The following is an 18,909-nucleotide window of genomic DNA, read 5'->3' on the forward strand; positions in this document are numbered from 1 at the left end:
AGGCATCAGGCATCAGGCGTCAGCAGGTCGCTTGTACATCCTCGTGGCCGTGATCTCGCCGTGCACCGTCTCGCCCTCGGGGTCCTGCTGCGGCAGCCCCGGACGCAGGTGCTCCTCCACGCTGATGTACTTCAGGCCGGCCCGGAGATCCGCGTCATTGCGCATCCGGATCACGAGCGGGAACTCGGCGAGCGCCGTCGTGTCGAACAGGCCGGTGGTGTAGAGGAGTTGCACGCCGAGCGCGTCGGAGACCGCACGCTGCAGTTCGAGCAGGTACGTGGCGTTGGCACGGCCGATCGGGTTGTCGAGGAACAGCGTGCCCGCGTGGCGGTGCTTGTCGCGGCCCCGGTCGTTGGAGCGCAGCGCGGCCATCGTGCAGTACAGGGCGATGGCCGCGGTGAGCAGCTGACCGCCGGAGAAGACGTCGCCCATCTGTCCGACGGGGACGCGCTCGGCACGCAGCACCGCGTCCGGCTTGAGGATCTCGACGGCGATGCCCTTGGGCTGGAGTGCCGCACCGACACCGCGCAGCAGCAGCGACATGCCGTCGCGGCGCAGGTCGGAGTTCTTCTTCACGGCCGCACTGGTCGCCTCGTCGATCACCTCGCCGAGCCGCTCGATCAGCGTGGCCTGGTCGGGCTCCTCGAAGCGGATCCGCAGGAACTCCTGTCCGGACCACTCGCCGAGCCCCTCGGGCAGCCGGGACAGGCGCTGGGCGGAGCGGAGGGTGGCGAGCGAGGACTCCACGAGGCCGCGCAGCCGGTCCACGATCGAGTCGCGGTTGCGCTCCAACTGGGCCAGCTCGTCGGTGAGGACGCGCAGTCGGGGTGCGAACGCGTCGGCCCACTTCTGCGCGTGCTCGGGGAGGGCGGACGCTGGCAGTTCGCGGATCTGCTGACGGGCGGGCGTGCGCACCTGCTCGTACCGCGTGGAGTTCGCGTGCCGCACGAGGATGTCGCTCGCCTCGCGGACCGCCGCCTCGGCCGTGGACAGGTCGGCGGCGCAGCCGCGCAGCGAGCGCCGGGCCTCGGCCGCCGTCTGGCGGGCCTCCTCCAGGGCGCCGGGATAGGGCTCCGGCTCGTCCTGCTCCTCCGACGGGTCCGCGTGGTCGCGCAACAGATCGCGCAGGAGCGCCGCGGTCTCGTCGAAGCCCCCGGCCCCGTCCTCGGCGGCACGGTGTGCGTCGAGGAGTTCGGCGTGGGCGGCGCGGGCGCTGCTCAACGCGTCGGTGCGGACGGCGAGTTCGGTGGTGGCCGTGCGCAGCAGGGTCTGCGCGTGCTCGGTGCCGGACGGGACGAGGTCCTCGGGCAGCTCCGTGTGCGCGTCGCCGTCCTCGGGCGCGTGCCGTTCGGCCTCGCCGCGCAGCCGGCCGAGCTGCTCGCTCGCCGTGGAGCCGCGGGTCTCCAGGAGCTGGACGAGTTCCTCGGCGCGGGCGGCGGCGGCCTGCCGCGAGGGGCCGTCGGCGCCCTCGGAGGTTTCCAGCAGGGTGGCGGCGCGGGTGCGCACCTTGTTGGTGAGCCGGTCCAGGTCGGCGAGCGCCGCGGACTCGTCGGACTCGGCGCGGGCCTGCTCGGCTCGCAGGTCGGCGCCGACGCCCACCTTTTCGTAGACCTGGGACGCGGCCCGGTACGCCTCGCGCAACGCGGGCAGTGACGCCTGGGGCGCCGCTCCCTCCGGTACGTCGTCGGGGGCGCCGGCGATCTCGGCGCGCTCGGCGCGCAGGGCGCGGGCGGTGCGGCGGGCGTCGTCGGCGGAGCGCTGGGCGGCCCGGCGGTCCTCGTCGGCCGAACGCGCGTGCTCCAGGCAGAAATGGGCCCGGGCCTCCGACTCGACGGCCTCGTCGGCGAGTTCGCGGACCTTCGCCTGCCAGCGGGCGCGCTCGCGCAGGCGGAACGCGAGCCCGGCGAGCGCGTCGGCGGCGCGGCGGGCCTTCTGCGCCGCCTCCTGCCGCTCGTCGCGCACGCGGGTCGCCTCGGCGGCGGACTCGTCGGCCTCGGCGCGCAGCGTGCGGGCCTCGGCGAGCTCGGCCTCGGACTCCTCGGCGAACGTACGGGCCGCACCGGCCGCGGCGGCGAGTTCGGCGAGGCGGCCCGTGGGGCAGCCGGAACGCCAGGAGGTGAGGCGTGCCGCCAGTTCGCGGTCCTTGGCGAGGCGCCCGGCAAGTGTGCGGATTTCCTCGTCACGCCGAGCCGCGCGCTCGCGGAGCGCCTGCCGCTCCTCGTCGGCGGCGTGCTCGTCGTGCATGGCCGGGTTCGGCGGTACGAGGAAGACGTTCGCGTCCGACGCGTTCTCGGCCGGGGTCGGGGCGAGCAGCGCGGCGGCGGTGCCGACGGCGACAGCGGAGCGGGGCAGCAGGGCCGCACCGGCGAGCGCCTCCCGGGCCCGCCCATGGGCCGCCGGGTCGGTGATCACGACGCCGTCGACCAGCTCGGGCCGGGCGGCGAGTACGCGCGCGTGGTCGGCCGGATCGACGGACTGGGCGAGGTAGCGCCAGCCCGGCAGGGCCGGGATGCCGTGCTCACCGAGGAACTCGACGGTGGCCAGCACGTCGGGGCCCGGCGGGAGCAGGCCGCCGTCGCCCAGGGCGCCCAGGATCCGGGAGTCGTCGGCGGCGGCCGTACGGAGCTCGAACAGCTGCCGCTCGGCAGCGGTCACGGTGTCGTCGAGGAGCGCCTTCAGGTCGTCGGCGGAGCGGTCCAGGTCTTCGGCGGTGAGGGTGCCCTCGGAGGCGTCCTGCGCATCCGCGTCGGATTCCGCGGCCCCGGAGGCTGCGAACGGCCCGCCCACACCGAGGAGTTCGGCCAGTCGCTCCTCCCCCGCGAGGGAGGCCGCCGCCTGCTCCTCCGCCTGGTGGGCCTGCTCCGCGGCGCTCGCGGCATCGGCGGCACGGGCCGCCGTCAGCTCGGCGCGGGCATCGACGGCCGCGGCCTCGCGCGCGTGCTCGGAGGCCCGGCGAGCGGCTTCGCGTGCGGTGTCCCACGCGGCGACGGTCGTCTTCTCCGCGTCGGCCGCGGCAAGCGCGGCGCGGGCCGGGTCGGCGTCGGGCACGCTGTCGTCGATCCACCCGGCGCGCACGGCCTCGGTGGTTTCCTGCTCGACCTCGGTCAGCCGCTGGCGCAGGTGCCCGAGTTCACTGCGGGCACGCTGGGCCTCGGTGGCCGCGGCCGTGGCATCGCGGTGCGCGGTCTCGCCCGCGTCCTGGAGGACGGCGGAGCGCTCCTCCTCCTCGTTCGCGTGCGTTTCGGCCTGCTCGGCGGCGCCGTGCAGCGACCGGACGAGTTCGGACGCGGCCTTGGCGCGGGCCGCGAGCGCGGGGGCGGCGTCGCGCTCGGCCTCGCGGATGGCGACGGCCACGCGCGCGGAGCGGTCGGCGGCGGCGCGGTGGCGCAGGACGGCCTCGGCGGCCTGCCACGCGGAGTGGAGGCCCCGCGCGTCGGCCAGCTCGCGCTTCTGCGCGGCGGCGGCCTTCTCGGCTCCGGCGAGCGCCAGGGAGGCGTGACGGTAGGCGAGTTCGGCGGCGATCAGGGAGCTGCGCTCGCGCGCCGAGTCCGCTTCGGTGACGGTGTGCGCGGCGGCGGTGACCTGCTGGGCCAGCTCCCCGGTACGGCCGCGCTCGACGGCGGCGCGGGCGGACAGCCGGCGCGCCAGCGTGCGCGTGCGGCGCTCGGCGGCAGCGTGCACGTCACGCGCGCGTCCCCGCGTGTCGGCGGCCTCCACGATGCGGGTGAGCAGGTCGACGGAGCCCGCCGTGAAGTCGCGCTCGGCGATCAGCTCGGCGCGCCGTCCCAGCTTGTTCCCGAACCCGCTCACCAGGTCGGCGAGGCCGTCCGTGTCCCGGGTGTCGGTCACGGCGCGCAGCAGCAGATCGGTGAAGTCGGAGTCCTTCTTGACGGCGAAGAGGCCCGCGGCCTCGCCCTCGTCCGCGTTCATCTCCCGCTGGTAGCGGAAGAGTTCGGGGTCGAGGCCGAGGTCACCGAGGTGTTCGTTCCACCGGTCGTGGATGTCTTCCCAGTGCACCTCCAGGTGCGGGTACGCCTTGCCCGCCTCCGTGAGCGCGTCACGGAAGCCCTTCATGGTGCGGCGCCGCCCCTGCGCGCCCGAGGCGCCCTCGGCGGCGCGTACGGCGCTGGACTCGGCGACCGGCAGCGAGTCGAGGCTCAGTCCGGGGCCCGGCCTGAACGAGTACCAGGCCTCGGCGAACTTCCGCGGGTCGTTGGAGACCTGCCGCCCGCGCCACTCGCTCACCTTGCCGACGACGACGCACTCGCCGGTGAGCGTGTGCTGCCACTCCAGGGCGACATGTCCGCAGTCGTCGGCGAGGAGGAACTTGCGCAGCACGCCGGAGCTGGCGCCGCCCAGGGTGTTCCGGTGACCGGGCAGCATGACCGAGAAGATGAGCTTGAGCAGGACCGACTTGCCGCCGCCGTTCTCCAGGAAGAGCACGCCGGCCGGCGCGGGGCGGCGCGGCGGGCCGACGGGCTCGTCCTCGAAGAACTCCGCCTGGGCGGGTGCGGGGTCGGGCACGGGCTCGCCGACGCCCCGCAGGTCGAGCACGGTGTCGGCGTAGCGCGCACCGGCGGGCCCAATGGAGTAGAGGCGAACCCGGGACAGCTCGTACATGGCGGACTCTCGTGGTAGGTACGGAAGTTCAGAAGGTCAGGAGTGGAACGGCAGGCCCGCGTCGGCGGCGAGCTCGGCCGCGTCCTCGTCCATCGGCGGCACCAGACTCGCGGACCCGTCGGTCACGGGGACGACCCCGAGGTCGAGAAGCTCGGCCATGGCGGCCGTGCCGGCCATGTCGCGGACCTGGAGCTGGTAGCGGGCGGTGGTGCGGTACGTGCCGCCCGAGTCGTCGCCGGTTCTCTGCAGGAAGCCGGAGTCGGTGAGGAACGCGGCGGCCTTGCCGACGATGCCGGTCGTCGAACTGGCGAGGCGGCGCGTGTCCTTGGTGGCTCCCGTGGAGCTGCGCCGCGCCCAGATCCGCCAGGCGGCTTCGAGGCCGGGAGCCTCGGTGGCCGGGTCGGTGTTCTCGCCCGTCTCCTCGGCCCGCTCCTCCAGCTTGCGGCAGGCCTGCCGGACGAAAGCGTCCACCCCGTTGACACTCACGCGGCCGATGTAGCCGTCGTCGGCGAGGTCCTCCGGGCGCGGGAAGGCGAGCGCGGCGACCGCGAGATGGGCGAGGCCGTGCAGGAAACGGTCGGTGGAGTCGGCGGTCGCCTTGCGCGCGTAGTCGCCCATGCGCACCGCGAACACGGAGTCCTCCGCGGCGGTCACGGCCATCCCCGCGCGCGGGGACACCTCCAGGACGACGAGGCCGAGCCCGGTGGCCACGGCGTCGGCGAGCCGGGCGAAGGGCGGGTCCTCGCGGTAGCGGCGCAGCAGCTCGCCGTACTCCTGGTCACGGGAGGGCTGCAGCTTCGGCTGGAGACCGAAGGAGACGAGCCGTGCCGCGTCGGCGGCATCGGCCGGGGTGACGGGCGCCTGGGCGGCCCTGACCGAGCCCGGAGCTTCGGGCTCGCCCCATTCGGCGTGCTCTTCGGCGTACTCGGTCACGGGTGGTGCTCCTTCATGGGTGTTGCATGTCCTACGGGGACGTGGGTCGGCATCACGCGGCCTCCGTCCGGTCCGCGGCCATCCCGACCGCGTCGAGCAGGGCCGTGCCCACGATGAGGTCGGCGCCGCCGAACTCCGGGTCGTCGAGCTCGGTGCCGTCATCCACGGCGAACAGCAGCTTCTCCTCGCCCTGGCGGTAGGCGGTGCCGACCGGCGGGCTCGCGGCGTGGACCGCCAACAGGGCCACCAAGTAAGGCAGTTCGGTATCGCGCTTGCGGGCGTCGGCGAGCAGTCCTGACAGCCGGCGCGGCGCGTCCGACGGCAGGTCGAGCAGCTCCATGGCGCCCGCGAGCTGCTCCTCGCTGAACCGGCTGTCGTTCGGCGTCGCGATGAGGTCCGGCTCGGGCATCTCCGCACCGAGGTGCTCGCGCTCCATGGGGGGCGTGAGCAGTATGTCGACCAGGTCGCCCACGCGGACGGACACGGGCGTACGGAGCCCTGTGCCGTGCGCGAAGAACGCGTCGGTCGCCTTGGCCGCGCTCTCCACCGGGAGCGGCAGCAGCGGCGCGAGGAGCTGCCCGTACAGGTCGAGGCCCGCGCGCGCGGAGGGCGCCGTGAAGGCCTGCCGGTCCTGCTCGGCGCGGAACAGTGGCCCTGCCTCCAGGAGGCGCGACTGCAGCTGCGTGTGGCGGCGGATGCAGTCCTTGACGATGTCGACGAGCTCGGCGGCGCGGCGCTTGTGCTCCTGGTCCTCCGCCTCGTCGCGGGCCTTGCGGATGTTCGTCAGGATCGCGTTCTCGTGCCGGTAGCGGTCCGCGACGTGGTCGAGCGCCTCGGCGATCATGTCGGGCACGGCCTGCAGCCAGTCGACGGCGCGCACATTGCGCCGCGTCGCGTCCAGCGCCTTGCGGAGCGTCTCCGAGTACTGCACGGTCCGGTATCTGGCCTGCTCGGCGGCGAGCTGCGCGTCGGCGAGCCGGCCGCGGCTGATCAGCACCTCGAGCTTGACCTCGGCGGCGATCTGCGCGCTGGTGACGTCCGTGTCGAGGGCGCCGACCAGTACGTTCACCGCCTCGTCCGTCGTGCGGAGGTAGACGCTGCCCCCGTAGCCGGGGACTTCCTCGATCAGCTTGAAGTCGTAATCACGCCGTACGTAGGAGCCGTCCGGCGCGAACGTGCCGTACACGGCGCGGAAACCGCGGTCCACGCTGCCGACGTTGATCAGGTTCTCCAGGACCCAGCGGGCCACCCGCTCGTGCTCGGCGGCGGGCCGCTGCGGGGTCTGTGCCGCGATGCGGGGCACGAGCCTGGCCACTATCTGCTCGTGGTCGGCGCCCGTGTCGAAGTCCATGTTCAGCGTGACGAGGTCGATGGCGGACAGCGCCACCTCCGCCATCCCGTACGTCGAGTACTCGCCCGCGAGATTGGCCTTGCGCACGTCCAGATCGTGCAGCGGCGCGGTGCACGCGAGCGCGCGAAGGCGGCGCGCCAGCCCCTCGTCGGCGGCCGGGCCCGGTGCGGGGCGCGGCCCCGCGCTGAGCTGGGGCGGAACGGATTCCGTGCTGGCAGGCGAAGTCACGGAGCACAGGGTATGCGCTGGGTCTGACAACGGTCGAAACGGCGCAGATGCGACGGCTTTCGGGCCCGCCCGTGACGAGCCGCGAAAGGCCGCTACCCGTCCTTCGGCATCCGCTGCCGATACGCCTCGACGAGCCCGTCGCGGGAGTCGTCGAGGTACTCCCCGAGCAGGGTCTCAGCCGTGTCCCTGCGTCCCTCGCGCAGCATCTCCACGAGTTCCAGATTGCGTGCCAGGTACGGCTCGTGGAGGCGCTGCGGATCATCGACGACGTGGAACGCGAGCCGTAGCTCGGCCAGGACGCTGCGCATCAGTTCGTCGGTGCGCTCGCTGCGTGCCAGGGCGACGAGTTCGCGGTGGAAGTGGATGTTGGCGGTCGAGACGCTCTTCCACTCGCGCCGCTCGGCCCCGCGGTGACCGTCGGCGACGGCTGCGGCGACCCCGTCGAGCGCGTACGGGGGGTCGCCCAGGGACCGTACGACGGCGCACTCGACCATGCGCCGGGTCCGGTAGATGTCCTCGACGTCGTCGACGCTCAGGACGCGCACGAAGACCCCGCGGTTCAGCCGGTGTTCGAGCAGCCGCTCGTGCGTGAGCAGCCGGAACGACTCACGGAGCGTGTTGCGCGACACTCCGAGGGCGCCTCCGATGCTGTCCTCCGACAGGCGTGTGCCGGGCGGGAAGTAGCCTTCCGCGATCCGGCTGCGCAGGATGTCCGCGACGCGCTCCGCGGTGCTGGTGCGCCCCAGCAGCGCGCGGTCGTCCGCGAGGTCGTTGAGTTCGTCCATGGCCACGGCCGAATTCAAGCGCAGTTCCGGGAACGGGACAACGTTGGTATCGACGGATCGTTCAACGACGCCGCGAACTCCTCAGGAAACGACGCCTCACGCGTCTCAGGACACGACCGCCTCCAGCGCCTCGAGCAGCCGCTCCACGTCCTCCGCGCTGCTGTAGGGGGCGAGGCCCACCCGGACGCCGCCGGCGTCCCCGAGGCCGAGCCGCCGCGAGGCCTCCACGGCGTAGAAGGACCCGGCGGGGGCGTCGATGCCGTGGGCGGCCAGGTGCCGGGAGATCTCTGCCGGACTCCGGCCCTCGACCGTGAACAGGAGGGTCGGGGTGCGCAGTTCCGCGCGCGAGTACCGCGTGATGTCGCCGAGGTCCGCTAGGCCTGCCTCCATGCGCTGTCGCAGCGCGTCCTCGTGCTCCTCCAGGGCCGCGAAGGAGGCGACGAGGCGCTCCCTGCGGCTGCCGGGGGCGCCCACGCTCAGGCCCGCGAGAAAGTCCACGGCGGCGCTCGCCCCGGCCAGCAACTCATAGGGCAGGGTGCCGAGTTCGAAGCGCTCCGGTACGGCGTCGCTGGACGGCTGCAGCTTGTCGGGGCGCAGCGACTCGAGCACCTCGGCGCGGCCGGTGAGCACGCCCAGGTGCGGGCCGAGGAACTTGTAGGGCGAGCAGACCAGCGTGTCCGCGCCGAGTGCCGCCAGGTCGACCGCGGCATGCGAGGCGTAGTGCACCGCGTCCACGTGGAAGAGAGCGCCCACTTCGTGAGTGAGGGCGGCCAGGGCCGGCAGGTCGGGACGCGTGCCTATCAGGTTGGACGCGGCGGTGATGGCCACCAGGCGGGTACGTTCCGAGAGCACCGCTTCAAGGTGCTCGGGCCGCAGCTCGCCCGTCTCCGGGTCGAAGTCGACCCACCGTACGGTGGCGCCCGCCGCTTCGGCCGCCTGCACCCACGGACGGATGTTGGAATCGTGGTCGAGCCGGGTGACGACCACCTCGTCGCCCGGCCGCCAGGTCTTGGCGAGCGTCCGGGAGAGGTCGTAGACGAGCTGCGTGGCACTGCGCCCGAACGCGACGGTCCCCGGCGTGGTGCCGAGCAGATCGGCCAGCGCCGCACGGGCCTCGACGACGATCCCGTCGGCACGGCGTTCGCCCTCCGTCGTCTGCCCCCGGTTCGCCAGCGGCCCGGCCAGTGCGGCGGCGACGGCGTCGATCACCCGCGCGGGGGTCTGGGTGCCGCCGGGCGCGTCGAAGCGGGCCGTGCCGGACTTCAGGGCGGGTATCTGTGCCCGGATGGCGGCGATGTCGAGGGCCATGGCTCAACTCCTATGGTGCGTAGGCGATGCGGGGCCTTCTCCTGGTCAGGGGCAGACCTCGCACGGCTGGCTCGTACCGGGAGCCGCTCCCGCGACCCCCGCCACATGATCGCAAGCCCGGAACGGCACCCCCAGCCCCGGGGCCGGGCGGGCGCCCGAAGTCCGCAGGTGAATCACGAGAAGGTGGCCCCTCGCCGAAGGACCACCTCCCGGAAATCAGCGCGTCACAACGCGGGGGCGTCGGGCCCGATCCTGCTGCGGACCGCGGTCTGCACCTCGTCCTCCTCGGCCGGATCGGCGGCGAGGCGGCGCAGTTGATCGACGACGCGGGCGTCGCCCGTCTCGGCGTGCCGCGCGGCGACCTCCCGGGTGCTCTCCTCGCAGTCCCACAGGCACTCGACGGCGAACCCGGCGGCGAAGGAGGGATCGGTGGCGGCGAGCGCGCAGGCGGCGCGCCCGCGCAGATGTGAGGACGCCGTCTCCCGGTAGATGTGCCGCAGCACGGGAGCGGCACTGACGATGCCGAGCCGTCCGGCCCCGTCGACGAGCGGCCAGAGGGTGGGGGCGTCGGGACCGTCACCGCGTACTGCCTCCCGTAGGGAGGTGAGGACGAGTTCGCCGTCCCGTGCGCCGCCCCTACAGGCGAGCATGCGGCCCGCGGCGGCGCCGAGCGCGTCCGGCCGGGGCGCCCACTGCCGGGCCCGCTGTACGACGGCGACGCTGCGCATCCGCTCGAAGGCGTCCAGCGCGGCGTCCACGACCGCGCGGGACGGCGCCTCCACCGCGGCCTCGATGAGTTCGAGTACGGCCGGATCATGCATGTCGGCGAGGTAGCGCAGCGCGGTGCAGCGCGCCCCGTCGGTCCCGTCCTGCGCGGCGCGCAGGATCTCGGCGTGGTCCTGCGGACCCGCCACGGCGGTCAGGCAGCGGGCGGCGGGCACGTACAGGACGGCGCCCCGCTCGAAGCCCTCCTGCGCCCAGTCGAAGACGGCCTGCACGCTCCACTCGGGGCGCGGTCCCGCCGGCCGCATCTGCCGCTGCCAGCGGTCGAAGGAGCCGGTTTCCTGCGCGGCACGCACGCGTGCCCCCACATGCGGGCGCGGGTCCTCGGCCCACAGGCGCCAGGGTCGCGGTTCGAAGGCGTCGCGCACGACGACGGCGAGTTCGGCCTCGGCGTCAGCCGGGAAGCGGGCGAGGACGGGCTCGGCGAGCGCGCGCAGTCCCGCGTCGTCGTCGCGCAGGGCCAGCTCGTCGAGCGCCCAGGCCCAGTTGCCGCCCAAGGCGGCGTACCTGCGCAGCAGCTCGAGGGCGTCCTGCCTGCCGTAGGAGGCGAGGTGGCCGAGGACCGCGAGCGCCAGGCCCGTACGCGACTCCTCGGTGTCGAGGAGGTCCTCGGGGTCGAAGAGGTGCCGCTCGATCTCGTCGAGCTCGCCATGGAGATCGACGTAGAGGCGGGCGTAGTACAGCGAGCGGTTCTCCACCTGCCAGTCGTGGCGGGGGTCGCTCAGCACACAGTGATTGAGAGCCGCGAGGGCCTCGGCACGCGGCGCCGTCAGCGCGTGCAGCGTGCCGTCGCCGCGGCCCCTCTGCAGCAGGCCGAGCAGCGTACCGCTGGGTCCTATGACCGGTTCGAACATGGGAAACAGCCTCACATCAAGCGTCGACGCAACCGGGACGATCACCTACCTGGCCACGTGACAACACGTCGGAGCGCCCGCCGTCTCTTGCTTGCTGCTACCCATTTCTCTGCCTCTCGTCCAAGGCCCGGAACCGGGCCGTTCACGGCCCGCTCTGCGCGTGGGCACCACCTGCCCCGGCCTCGCGTCCGTAAATCACGCCGTCATCATGACCCAGCGGTTCAACCCACCGCGACCACATTTCTCGCACCCCCGTTTTGCCTGGTCAGAGTCGGTGTGTCAGGAGGTGCCGAAGAGGTCGACGAGCTCCGTCTTGCCGAACATCCGGGCCGTGTCGACCGCCGAAGGGGTCCCCGCGGCCGGATCGGCGCCCCCGTCGAGCAGCGCGCCGATCACGTCGTCGGCGCCCTTGAAGACGGCGCCCGCGAGCGGGGTCTGGCCCTTGTCGTTGGCGCGGTTCGCGTCGGCGCCGCGCTCCAGGAGGGCGCGCACCGCCTCCGCGTGCCCGTGATAGGCGGCGAGCATGACGAGCGTGTCGCCCCGGTCGTTCGTGAGGTTCGCCGGCACCCCGGCGTCCACGTAGCCCATGAGAGCCTCCGTCTCGCCGCTTCGCGCGAGGTCGAAGATCTTGGTGGCCAGCTCCACGACCTCCGGGTCGGGGGCTTCGCTCATCGGGCGGACCGCCTTTCTCCTACGTGCAGGTACGGCCGTGCAGCCGTACGAGTGAATCGACAGGGTACTGCCCGGTCCGGCACATGACCCGATCCCGCCGAGGCAAAGATCACGAACGGTGCGGACGAGTGTCCGGCAGCACGCTCGAGCAGCTCAGCAGCAGCCGGTCAATTGGGTGAAAGCCTGGCTTTTCCACCCATTTGCACCTTTTGTCGTATAGATACATGCTGTGAGCCTGGAAGAACTCATGGTGACTGTCCCCATCAACCAGGAGAACCCTCATGATCCTGTCCATCTCGGGTGTCGTGCTGCTCGGCATCATCGTCTTCCTGTTCTTCCGCAAGGACGGCCTGAAGGCCTCGCACGCGCTGGTCTGCGCCCTCTTCGGCTTCTACTTGGCGGGCACGGCCATCGCCCCGAGCATCAAGGCGGGCGGCCAGAGCCTCGCCAGCCTGCTCGGCGGGATCAAGTTCTGACGGACCACTCACCCGCACACACCACCAGGAGAACGACGTGGCCAGGCGCCCACTCCCCCGCATTCTGAGCAACGGCAGCGCCACGATCGCCCGGAGCCGGGACATGGCTCGGACGGCCGCCGACGGTGCCACCGACGTACTCCACCCCCTCATCACGGTCAGCCGTGGACTGCGTCGCCTGGCCGGTGCCGGGCGGCAGAAGTGGGCGAACACCCCCAAGGAGCGGCGCGGACCGCTGCTCTTCCTGGTGGCCGCCGTCGTCCTGGTCGTGGTGTTCATTCCGTACGGTCCGCTGCTGGCGCTCATCACCCTGATGGCGGCGGCCGGATGGAAGGGGCGCGATCCGAAGCCGCCGGAGCAGACCGGCCCCGACGATTCGCAGGTACAGCGCCTCTCGTCGCTCTACGAGGCGCTCGTACCGTACTTCTCCGTAGCCGACGACCCGAGCCCGCTGTACGCCCACGGGGGCGACTGGGAGCAGGCCTTCGAGACGTTCGACTTCGACGGCGACGGCCGTGTCGACCGGATCGACATCCGCTACCCCGCCTACTTCACGGACGGGGAAGCGGCGTCGCGGGCCCGGATCGAGCAACTGCTGCACGCCAAGCTCGGCCGGGGCCGCGAGTACCACTTCGCGTGGGACGAGGAGGGCAACCACCTGACGGTGAACGTGCTCGACCCACTGCCCACGGACATCGCCGCCCAGCACTTCGTGACCTCGCCCGGCGAGACCGTGCTCGGCTTCACCGACGGGACCGGCGTCCAGCGCACCCTGCCGGTGCTGGCGGGCGAGGAGGAGCGGGACGAACCGCCCGTCGTGTGGCGCACCGGCGTCCGCTCCACCGAGCCGCACCTGCTGATCGCGGGGCAGCCGGGCAGCGGCACGACGTCCCTGCTGCGTTCCGTGGCACTGCAGGCGCTGCGCCACGGTGACGTACTGATCGTCGAGGGCAGCGGGACGGGCGACTACGCGTCCCTGGTCGGCCGCCCCGGGGTGCTCGCCGTGGAGTGCGGTCTTGCCGGCGCGCTGACCAGCCTCGAATGGGCCGCACACGAGACGGAGCGGCGGCTGATCGCCGCGAACCGGGCGCGACAGGCCGGGCACCCCACCCCGGACGACATCAAGCGCCCGCTGTGGATCCTGCTGGACCGCCCAGGCGCCCTGGGCCACCTCGCGGCCGCGGACGGCCGCAAGGACCCGCAGACGCTGCTCCAGGTGCCTCTCAGGCACGGCCGCGCGGCCGGCGTGACGGTCGTCGTGGCCGAGCAGTTCGACAGCCTCGACGCCCTGATCGACCCGGTCCGGCAGCACACCCGCGCGCGCGTGGTGCTCGGCCCGGCCGCTCCGGAGGAGCTGCGGGACGTGCTCGGCGTCCTGCCGCAGACGACACCCACCGCCGACATCCCGGCGGGCCGCGGCTACGCCCGCCTGGGCACGGGCCCTGTCCACCGCCTTCAGGTCCCGGCGACCCCGGACCCGTACGACGACGCGACGAGCGAGACCCACCGGCAGGCGGTCACGGCCCTCCTCCCGGAGCGCAGCACGCCGGGCGACGCGACCATCGAGACCCCGGTCGAGGCGGTGCCCGACGAGGCCGAGGCGCTGGCCGAGCGCTGAGGAACAGGGATCGGCCCGTAAGCAGCGGCTCTCTTCACAAGGACGCGAGCCGGTTACGCGATCAGGGTGCGCGGCACGTCCCCGCCCGCGCCCTGACCGTCCCGGACCAGCTGCGCCGCCGCCGCGAGCCGCGCCGCCGCCTCGTCGGCCACGGCACCGCCCACGGTGAACGGCAGCCGTACGTACCCCTCGAAGGCCCCGTCGACGCCGAAGCGGGGCCCCGAGGGGACACGTACCCCGACCCGCTCGCCGAGCTCGGCGAGGCGCGAGCCCGACAGGCCGCCGGCCTTGACCCACAGGGTGAGGCCCCCGTTCGGCACGTCGAACTCCCAGTCGGGCAGCTCCCGCCGCACGGCGGCCACCAGCGCGTCACGGTTCCCGCGCGCCTGTCCGCGCCGCAGCGCGACGGCCTCTTCCCAACCGCCGGTGTTCAGCAGCCAGTTCACCGCCAGCTGCTCCACGACCGGGGTGCCGAGGTCCGCGTACGCGCGCGCGGCCACCAGGCTGCGGATGACGTCGGGTGCGGCCCGCACCCAGCCGATGCGCATGCCCGCCCAGAACGCCTTGCTGGCCGAGCCGACCGTGATCACCGTGGAGCCCGCGGGGTCGAACGCGCAGACCCGGCGCGGCATCGCCGCGGCTCCGCCGTCCTCGTCGAAGTACAGCTCGGTCATGGTCTCGTCGACCACCAGCACGGTGCCCGCCGCGCGCGCGGAGTCGACCAGCGAGCGGCGCTGCTCCTCGTCGGCGAGCGCGCCCGTCGGATTGTGGAAATCGGCGACTACGTAGGCGAGTCGGGGCGCCGCCTCGCGCAGGACCTGGCGCCAACGGTCGAGATCCCACCCCCGGAGCCCGTCGGCCATGGCGACGGGCACGAGCCTGAGGCCCGCCTCGCGCATCAGCTGAAGAATGTTCGCGTACGAGGGCGACTCCACGGCCACACGCTCGCCGCGGCCCGCGAAGAGGTGGCAGATCGCGTCGATGGCGCCCATCGCGCCGGTCGTGACCATGATCTGTTCGGGCATGGTCGGGATGCCGTGCGTGGTGTACCGCTCGGCGATCATGGTGCGCAGCGCGGGCAGCCCCGCCGGGTAGTCGCCGTGGGTGTGGGCGTACGGCGGCAGCTCTTCCAGGGCGCCCTGCACGGCGCGGGTCAGCCACGGTTCGGGGGCGGGCAGCGCCGCCGTGCCGAGGTCGATCATGGAGCCGAGGGCCTCGGGCGGCAGCGGCTCAAGGCCGCGCGCGGGGAGCGGATTCCCGGCGGGCACGGCGGTCCAACTGCCCGCTCCCCTGCGGGACTCCAGGAACCCTTCGCCGCGCAGCGCCTCGTAGGCGGCCGCGACCGTGGTGCGACTCACGGAGAATGCCTGGGCGAGTTCGCGCTCGGCAGGAAGCCGCGTGGCCACCGGGACGCGGCCCTCCAGGACGAGGAGGCGGATGCCGTCGGCGAGGGCGCGGTAGGCGGGCGGGCGGCGGGTGCCGGGGCCCGCGGGGCGCGGCTGCTGCGAGGTGAGCAGCCGGGCGAGCTGGGTCGAGCCGATCGCCGAAGTCCACTGGGCCATGCGAGCCAGTCCACCTTCCTCGAATTGGCCATGGTTGGCATCCGATTCCACGCCACAGAGTGTCATGTGCCAGGCCACTACCACCACAGAGGGGCTCACCTTGTCCGCGTCACCGTCCGTTCCGTCGCCCGGCGGCCCGCTCGTCCGCCGCCTCGTGCAGCTCTACGTAGGTCTCGCGTTGTACGGCGCCAGTTCGGCGCTCCTCGTGGAGGCGGGGCTCGGCCTGGAGCCCTGGGGCGTGCTGCATCAAGGGCTCGCCGAGCTGACGGGCATCTCCATCGGTGTCGTGTCGATCATCGCGGGCGCGATCGTGCTGCTCCTGTGGATCCCGCTGCGGCAGCGGCCCGGCCTCGGCACCGTCTCGAACGTCTTCGTGGTGGGCCTCGCGATCGACGGCACGCTCGCGGTCGTGCCGGACCCGCACTCCTACGGAGTGCGCATCCCGTTGATGCTGGCGGGCATCGTGCTCAACGGGGCCGCGACCGGCCTCTACATTGCGGCGAAGTTCGGCCCCGGCCCGCGCGACGGCCTGATGACCGGGCTCCACCAGCGCACCGGCCGCTCGATCCGCCTGATGCGCACGGTCATCGAGATCGTCGTCGTGGCGAGCGGCTTCCTGCTCGGCGGCACGATCGGCGTCGGCACGGTCCTGTACGCCCTGGCGATCGGCCCGCTGGCGCAGTTCTTCCTGCGCGTCTTCGCCGTCCCCGCGTCGCCCGCCGGCTCCACCGCGATCGCCGGCGGCACACCTCGACGGGCCATACTGCGACGGTGACCTCGCGCGTACGCCACCCCTACCTCGACCACCCGGGTCCGCTCGCGCTCGCCCACCGGGGCGGGGCGGCGGACGGCCTGGAGAACACCGTCGCCGCGTTCCGCCGCGCCGTGGACCTCGGCTACCGCTATATCGAGACCGATGTGCACGCGACCTCCGACGGGCGCCTGGTCGCCTTCCACGACAGCACGCTGGACCGGGTCACGGACGACGGCGGCCGGATCGCCGACCTCCCGTGGCCCACGGTCCGCCACGCACGCGTGGCGGGCACCGAACCGGTGCCACTCTTCGAGGAGTTGCTGGAGTCGTTCCCGGATGTGCGCTGGAACGTGGACGTCAAGGCGGAACCCGCCCTCGTCCCCCTCCTCGATCTGCTGCGCCGCACGCGCGCGTGGGACCGCGTCTGCGTCGGCTCCTTCTCCGAGACACGTGTCGCCCGCGCGCAGGCGCTCGCGGGTCCCCGCCTCGCCACCTCGTACGGCACCGGTGGAGTGCTGGGCCTGCGCCTTCGCTCGTACGGGATTCCGGCGACGCTGCGCCGCTCCGCCGTCTGCGCCCAGGTACCGGTGACACACGGGCGGGTCCGGGTGGTCGACCACCGCTTCGTGCGGGCCGCCCACGCGCGCGGCCTGCAGGTCCACGTGTGGACGGTGAACGACGAGAAGGAGATGCGGCGACTTCTCGACCTCGGGGTCGATGGCATAGTTTCCGATCACATCGAGACGCTGCGGGACGTCCTCAAGGACCGGGGGGCGTGGGTCTGACCGCCACCCCGCGGCGCCGGACGCCGGGGACGGCGAGGGGACGGGGACACGGGTGGGCACCGAGATCGCGCGGGAGACGGCGCAGGGGGCGTCCGCGCTCGCGGAGCGCAAGCGCGAGCAGCGCGGCTGGTACTTCTACGACTGGGCGTGCTCGGTCTATTCGACCAGCGTCCTGACGGTGTTCCTGGGGCCGTATCTGACCTCGGTCGCGAAGGCCGCGGCGGACGCGGACGGCTTTGTGCACCCCTTGGGCATCCCGGTCCGCGCGGGCTCGTTCTTCGCGTACTCGGTCTCCCTGTCGGTGATCCTTTCGATCTTCGTGATGCCCCTCGCTGGTGCGGCAGCGGACCGCACGGGCCGCAAGAAGCCGCTGCTCGCACTGTGCGCCTACATAGGCGCGGCGGCGACGGCCGGGATGTTCTTCCTGGACGGTGACCGCTACCTAATGGGCGGCCTGCTGCTCGTGGTCGCGAATTCCTCGCTCGCCGTCTCGATGGTGCTCTACAACTCGTACCTGCCGCAGATCGCGCCCCCGGAGGAGCGCGACGCGGTCTCCTCGCGCGGCTGGGCCTTCGGTTACGCCTCGGGCGCCCTCGTCCTTCTGGCGAACCTGGTGCTGTACACGGCACACGACACCTTCGGTGTCTCCGAGTCGACAGCGGTACGCATCTGCCTGGCGTCGGCGGGTGTCTGGTGGGGCGCGTTCACCGTGGTGCCGCTGCGCCGCCTGCGCGACCGGCGCACAGAGCCCACGCCGGGAGGCAAGACCTCCGGCCCTCGGCAACTGCTGGCCACGGTGAAGGACATGCGCCGCCACCCGCTGACGCTCTCCTTCCTCCTCGCCTACCTGGTCTACAACGACGGCGTGCAGACGGTGATCTCGCAGGCCTCCATCTACGGCTCCGAGGAGCTCGGACTCGACCAGTCGACGCTCATCGTGGCGGTACTCCTCGTGCAGCTCCTGGCGGTGGCCGGGGCGCTCGCGATGGGCCGCCTCGCCCGTACGTACGGCGCCAAGCGCACGATCCTCGGTTCTCTCGTGGCGTGGACGGTGACGATCGGGGCCGGCTACTTCCTGCCGGCCGGGGCGCCCACGTGGTTCTTCGTCCTCGCCGCCGGTATCGGGCTCGTCCTGGGCGGCACCCAAGCACTGTCCCGCTCACTGTTCTCGCACCTCGTACCGGTCGGCAAGGAGGCCGAGTACTTCTCCGCGTACGAGATGAGCGACCGCGGCATGAGCTGGCTGGGGCCCCTGGTGTTCGGGCTCGCCTACCAGCTGACCGGGAGCTATCGCGACGCGATCGTTTCCCTTGTCGCCTTCTTCGTGATCGGTTTTGTCCTGCTCGCGAGGGTTCCGGTCCACCGGGCGGTACGCGATGCCGGCAATTCCATACCGGCCCGGATTTAGCACCTGAAGGCAAATCCCGGTAGTGTACGCGGTTGGCCTGCCAGGCGTACCGTTACTGCACGTCTAGATCGCAAAACGCTGGGTGACATCCTGCGTCAGATGTGACAAACCGGTCACGGGTGGGTACAACAAGGGGCGGCTACGACGGCGACGCATGACCCGGGAACCGGGAATCTTTACCGCCGACCGGACGTTGACCGGATGACGACGACAGCGACACCTGTCCTGTGGGCGACAAGCCCGGGAGGCACGATTCATGAGTGAGCGAGCTCTTCGCGGCACACGCCTCGTAGTGACCAGCTACGAGACGGACCGCGGCATCGACCTGGCTCCGCGCCAGGCCGTGGAGTACGCATGCGAGAAGGGACATCGTTTTGAGATGCCCTTCTCGGTGGAGGCCGAGATTCCGCCGGAGTGGGAGTGCAAGGTCTGCGGGGCCCAGGCACTTCTCGTTGACGGTGACGGCCCTGAGGAGAAGAAGGGGAAGCCGGCTCGTACGCACTGGGACATGCTGATGGAGCGGCGCACCCGTGAGGAGCTCGAAGAGGTCCTCGAGGAGCGTCTGGCAGTTCTGCGTTCGGGCGCGATGAACATCGCGGTGCACCCGCGGGACAACAGCGGCCGCAAGTCCGCCTGACTCCCAGAAGCACACCGCACAACGGCCGGGGGGGGGGGGCGGGCCGGGGTGGGGCGGGCCCGCGCCACGCCGAGAGGAGACAGCGGAGGGCAAGAACGAACAAGCCTATCGGGTTGCCTGGAATGTGGGAGAAGT

Annotated in this window: 14 protein-coding genes; 6 read left to right on the forward strand and 8 right to left on the reverse strand. The window is 72.6% G+C overall.

Going from position 1 to position 18,909, the window contains the following annotated elements:
* Window positions 1-12 precede the first annotated feature (12 nt).
* The 7 genes from ABT004_RS22070 to ABT004_RS22100 form a co-directional block, all read right to left on the reverse strand.
* The gene (locus tag ABT004_RS22070; protein WP_351339487.1) at window positions 13-4,620 is read right to left on the reverse strand and encodes a coiled-coil domain-containing protein; all 4,608 of its coding nucleotides are present in this window, start codon (window positions 4,618-4,620) and stop codon (window positions 13-15) included.
* A 36-nt stretch (window positions 4,621-4,656) separates the two neighbouring features.
* Window positions 4,657-5,553, reverse strand: coding sequence for a hypothetical protein (locus ABT004_RS22075; protein ID WP_351339490.1), 897 nt, complete (start codon window positions 5,551-5,553; stop codon window positions 4,657-4,659).
* 52 nt (window positions 5,554-5,605) lie between these two features.
* Window positions 5,606-7,132, reverse strand: coding sequence for a hypothetical protein (locus tag ABT004_RS22080; protein WP_351339491.1), 1,527 nt, complete (start codon window positions 7,130-7,132; stop codon window positions 5,606-5,608).
* Between the two features lie 92 nt (window positions 7,133-7,224).
* Entirely contained in the window at window positions 7,225-7,917 is a 693-nt protein-coding gene (locus ABT004_RS22085) for a GntR family transcriptional regulator (RefSeq protein ID WP_351339521.1), read from the reverse strand.
* Between the two features lie 105 nt (window positions 7,918-8,022).
* A complete protein-coding gene (locus ABT004_RS22090; protein WP_351339493.1) occupies window positions 8,023-9,225 on the reverse strand; it encodes a cysteine desulfurase-like protein in 1,203 nt (400 codons plus the stop codon).
* A gap of 224 nt (window positions 9,226-9,449) precedes the next feature.
* Complete coding sequence (locus ABT004_RS22095) at window positions 9,450-10,862, reverse strand: HEAT repeat domain-containing protein (RefSeq protein WP_351339496.1); 1,413 nt, start codon at window positions 10,860-10,862, stop codon at window positions 9,450-9,452.
* A 279-nt stretch (window positions 10,863-11,141) separates the two neighbouring features.
* Complete coding sequence (locus ABT004_RS22100; RefSeq protein WP_351339499.1) at window positions 11,142-11,534, reverse strand: ankyrin repeat domain-containing protein; 393 nt, start codon at window positions 11,532-11,534, stop codon at window positions 11,142-11,144.
* A 281-nt stretch (window positions 11,535-11,815) separates the two neighbouring features.
* On the opposite strand from ABT004_RS22100, the gene ABT004_RS22105 reads away from it, so the two are divergent.
* Window positions 11,816-12,010 (forward strand): hypothetical protein, encoded by a 195-nt coding sequence (locus tag ABT004_RS22105; protein WP_266598445.1) that lies wholly within the window; start codon window positions 11,816-11,818, stop codon window positions 12,008-12,010.
* Window positions 12,011-12,047: 37 nt separating this feature from the next.
* Entirely contained in the window at window positions 12,048-13,628 is a 1,581-nt protein-coding gene (locus ABT004_RS22110) for a hypothetical protein (RefSeq protein WP_351339502.1), read from the forward strand.
* 53 nt (window positions 13,629-13,681) lie between these two features.
* On the opposite strand, the gene ABT004_RS22115 is transcribed toward ABT004_RS22110, so the two are convergent.
* Window positions 13,682-15,190, reverse strand: a complete 1,509-nt coding sequence (locus ABT004_RS22115; RefSeq protein ID WP_351339505.1) for an SCO1417 family PLP biosynthesis transcription factor — start codon at window positions 15,188-15,190, stop codon at window positions 13,682-13,684.
* A 64-nt stretch (window positions 15,191-15,254) separates the two neighbouring features.
* Between ABT004_RS22115 and yczE the strand changes: the two genes are divergently transcribed.
* The 4 genes from yczE (at window position 15,255) to ABT004_RS22135 (ending at window position 18,774) form a co-directional block, all read left to right on the forward strand.
* Complete coding sequence (gene yczE, locus ABT004_RS22120) at window positions 15,255-15,965, forward strand: membrane protein YczE (RefSeq protein WP_351339507.1); 711 nt, start codon at window positions 15,255-15,257, stop codon at window positions 15,963-15,965.
* The gene (locus ABT004_RS22125; RefSeq protein ID WP_351339509.1) at window positions 15,962-16,729 is read left to right on the forward strand and encodes a glycerophosphodiester phosphodiesterase family protein; all 768 of its coding nucleotides are present in this window, start codon (window positions 15,962-15,964) and stop codon (window positions 16,727-16,729) included. The genes yczE and ABT004_RS22125 overlap by 4 nt, the downstream gene beginning before the upstream one ends.
* A 52-nt stretch (window positions 16,730-16,781) precedes the next feature.
* Window positions 16,782-18,137, forward strand: coding sequence for an MFS transporter (locus ABT004_RS22130; protein ID WP_351339512.1), 1,356 nt, complete (start codon window positions 16,782-16,784; stop codon window positions 18,135-18,137).
* 256 nt (window positions 18,138-18,393) lie between these two features.
* Complete coding sequence (locus tag ABT004_RS22135) at window positions 18,394-18,774, forward strand: RNA polymerase-binding protein RbpA (protein ID WP_266721963.1); 381 nt, start codon at window positions 18,394-18,396, stop codon at window positions 18,772-18,774.
* Window positions 18,775-18,909: the final 135 nt, after the last annotated feature.

The organism is Streptomyces sp. NPDC002790 (genome assembly GCF_040295505.1).
GTDB lineage: Bacteria > Actinomycetota > Actinomycetes > Streptomycetales > Streptomycetaceae > Streptomyces.

Excerpts from the sequence above, each read along its gene's own strand:
- ABT004_RS22100 (WP_351339499.1), bottom strand. The coding sequence starts at position 11,534 with ATGAGCGAAGCCCCCGACCCGGAGGTCGTGGAGCTGGCCACCAAGATC.
- ABT004_RS22095 (WP_351339496.1), bottom strand. The coding sequence starts at position 10,862 with ATGTTCGAACCGGTCATAGGACCCAGCGGTACGCTGCTCGGCCTGCTG.
- ABT004_RS22085 (WP_351339521.1), bottom strand. The coding sequence starts at position 7,917 with ATGGACGAACTCAACGACCTCGCGGACGACCGCGCGCTGCTGGGGCGC.
- ABT004_RS22070 (WP_351339487.1), bottom strand. The coding sequence starts at position 4,620 with ATGTACGAGCTGTCCCGGGTTCGCCTCTACTCCATTGGGCCCGCCGGT.
- ABT004_RS22115 (WP_351339505.1), bottom strand. The coding sequence starts at position 15,190 with ATGGCCCAGTGGACTTCGGCGATCGGCTCGACCCAGCTCGCCCGGCTG.
- ABT004_RS22105 (WP_266598445.1), top strand. The coding sequence starts at position 11,816 with ATGATCCTGTCCATCTCGGGTGTCGTGCTGCTCGGCATCATCGTCTTC.
- ABT004_RS22135 (WP_266721963.1), top strand. The coding sequence starts at position 18,394 with ATGAGTGAGCGAGCTCTTCGCGGCACACGCCTCGTAGTGACCAGCTAC.
- ABT004_RS22090 (WP_351339493.1), bottom strand. The coding sequence starts at position 9,225 with ATGGCCCTCGACATCGCCGCCATCCGGGCACAGATACCCGCCCTGAAG.
- yczE (WP_351339507.1), top strand. The coding sequence starts at position 15,255 with ATGTGCCAGGCCACTACCACCACAGAGGGGCTCACCTTGTCCGCGTCA.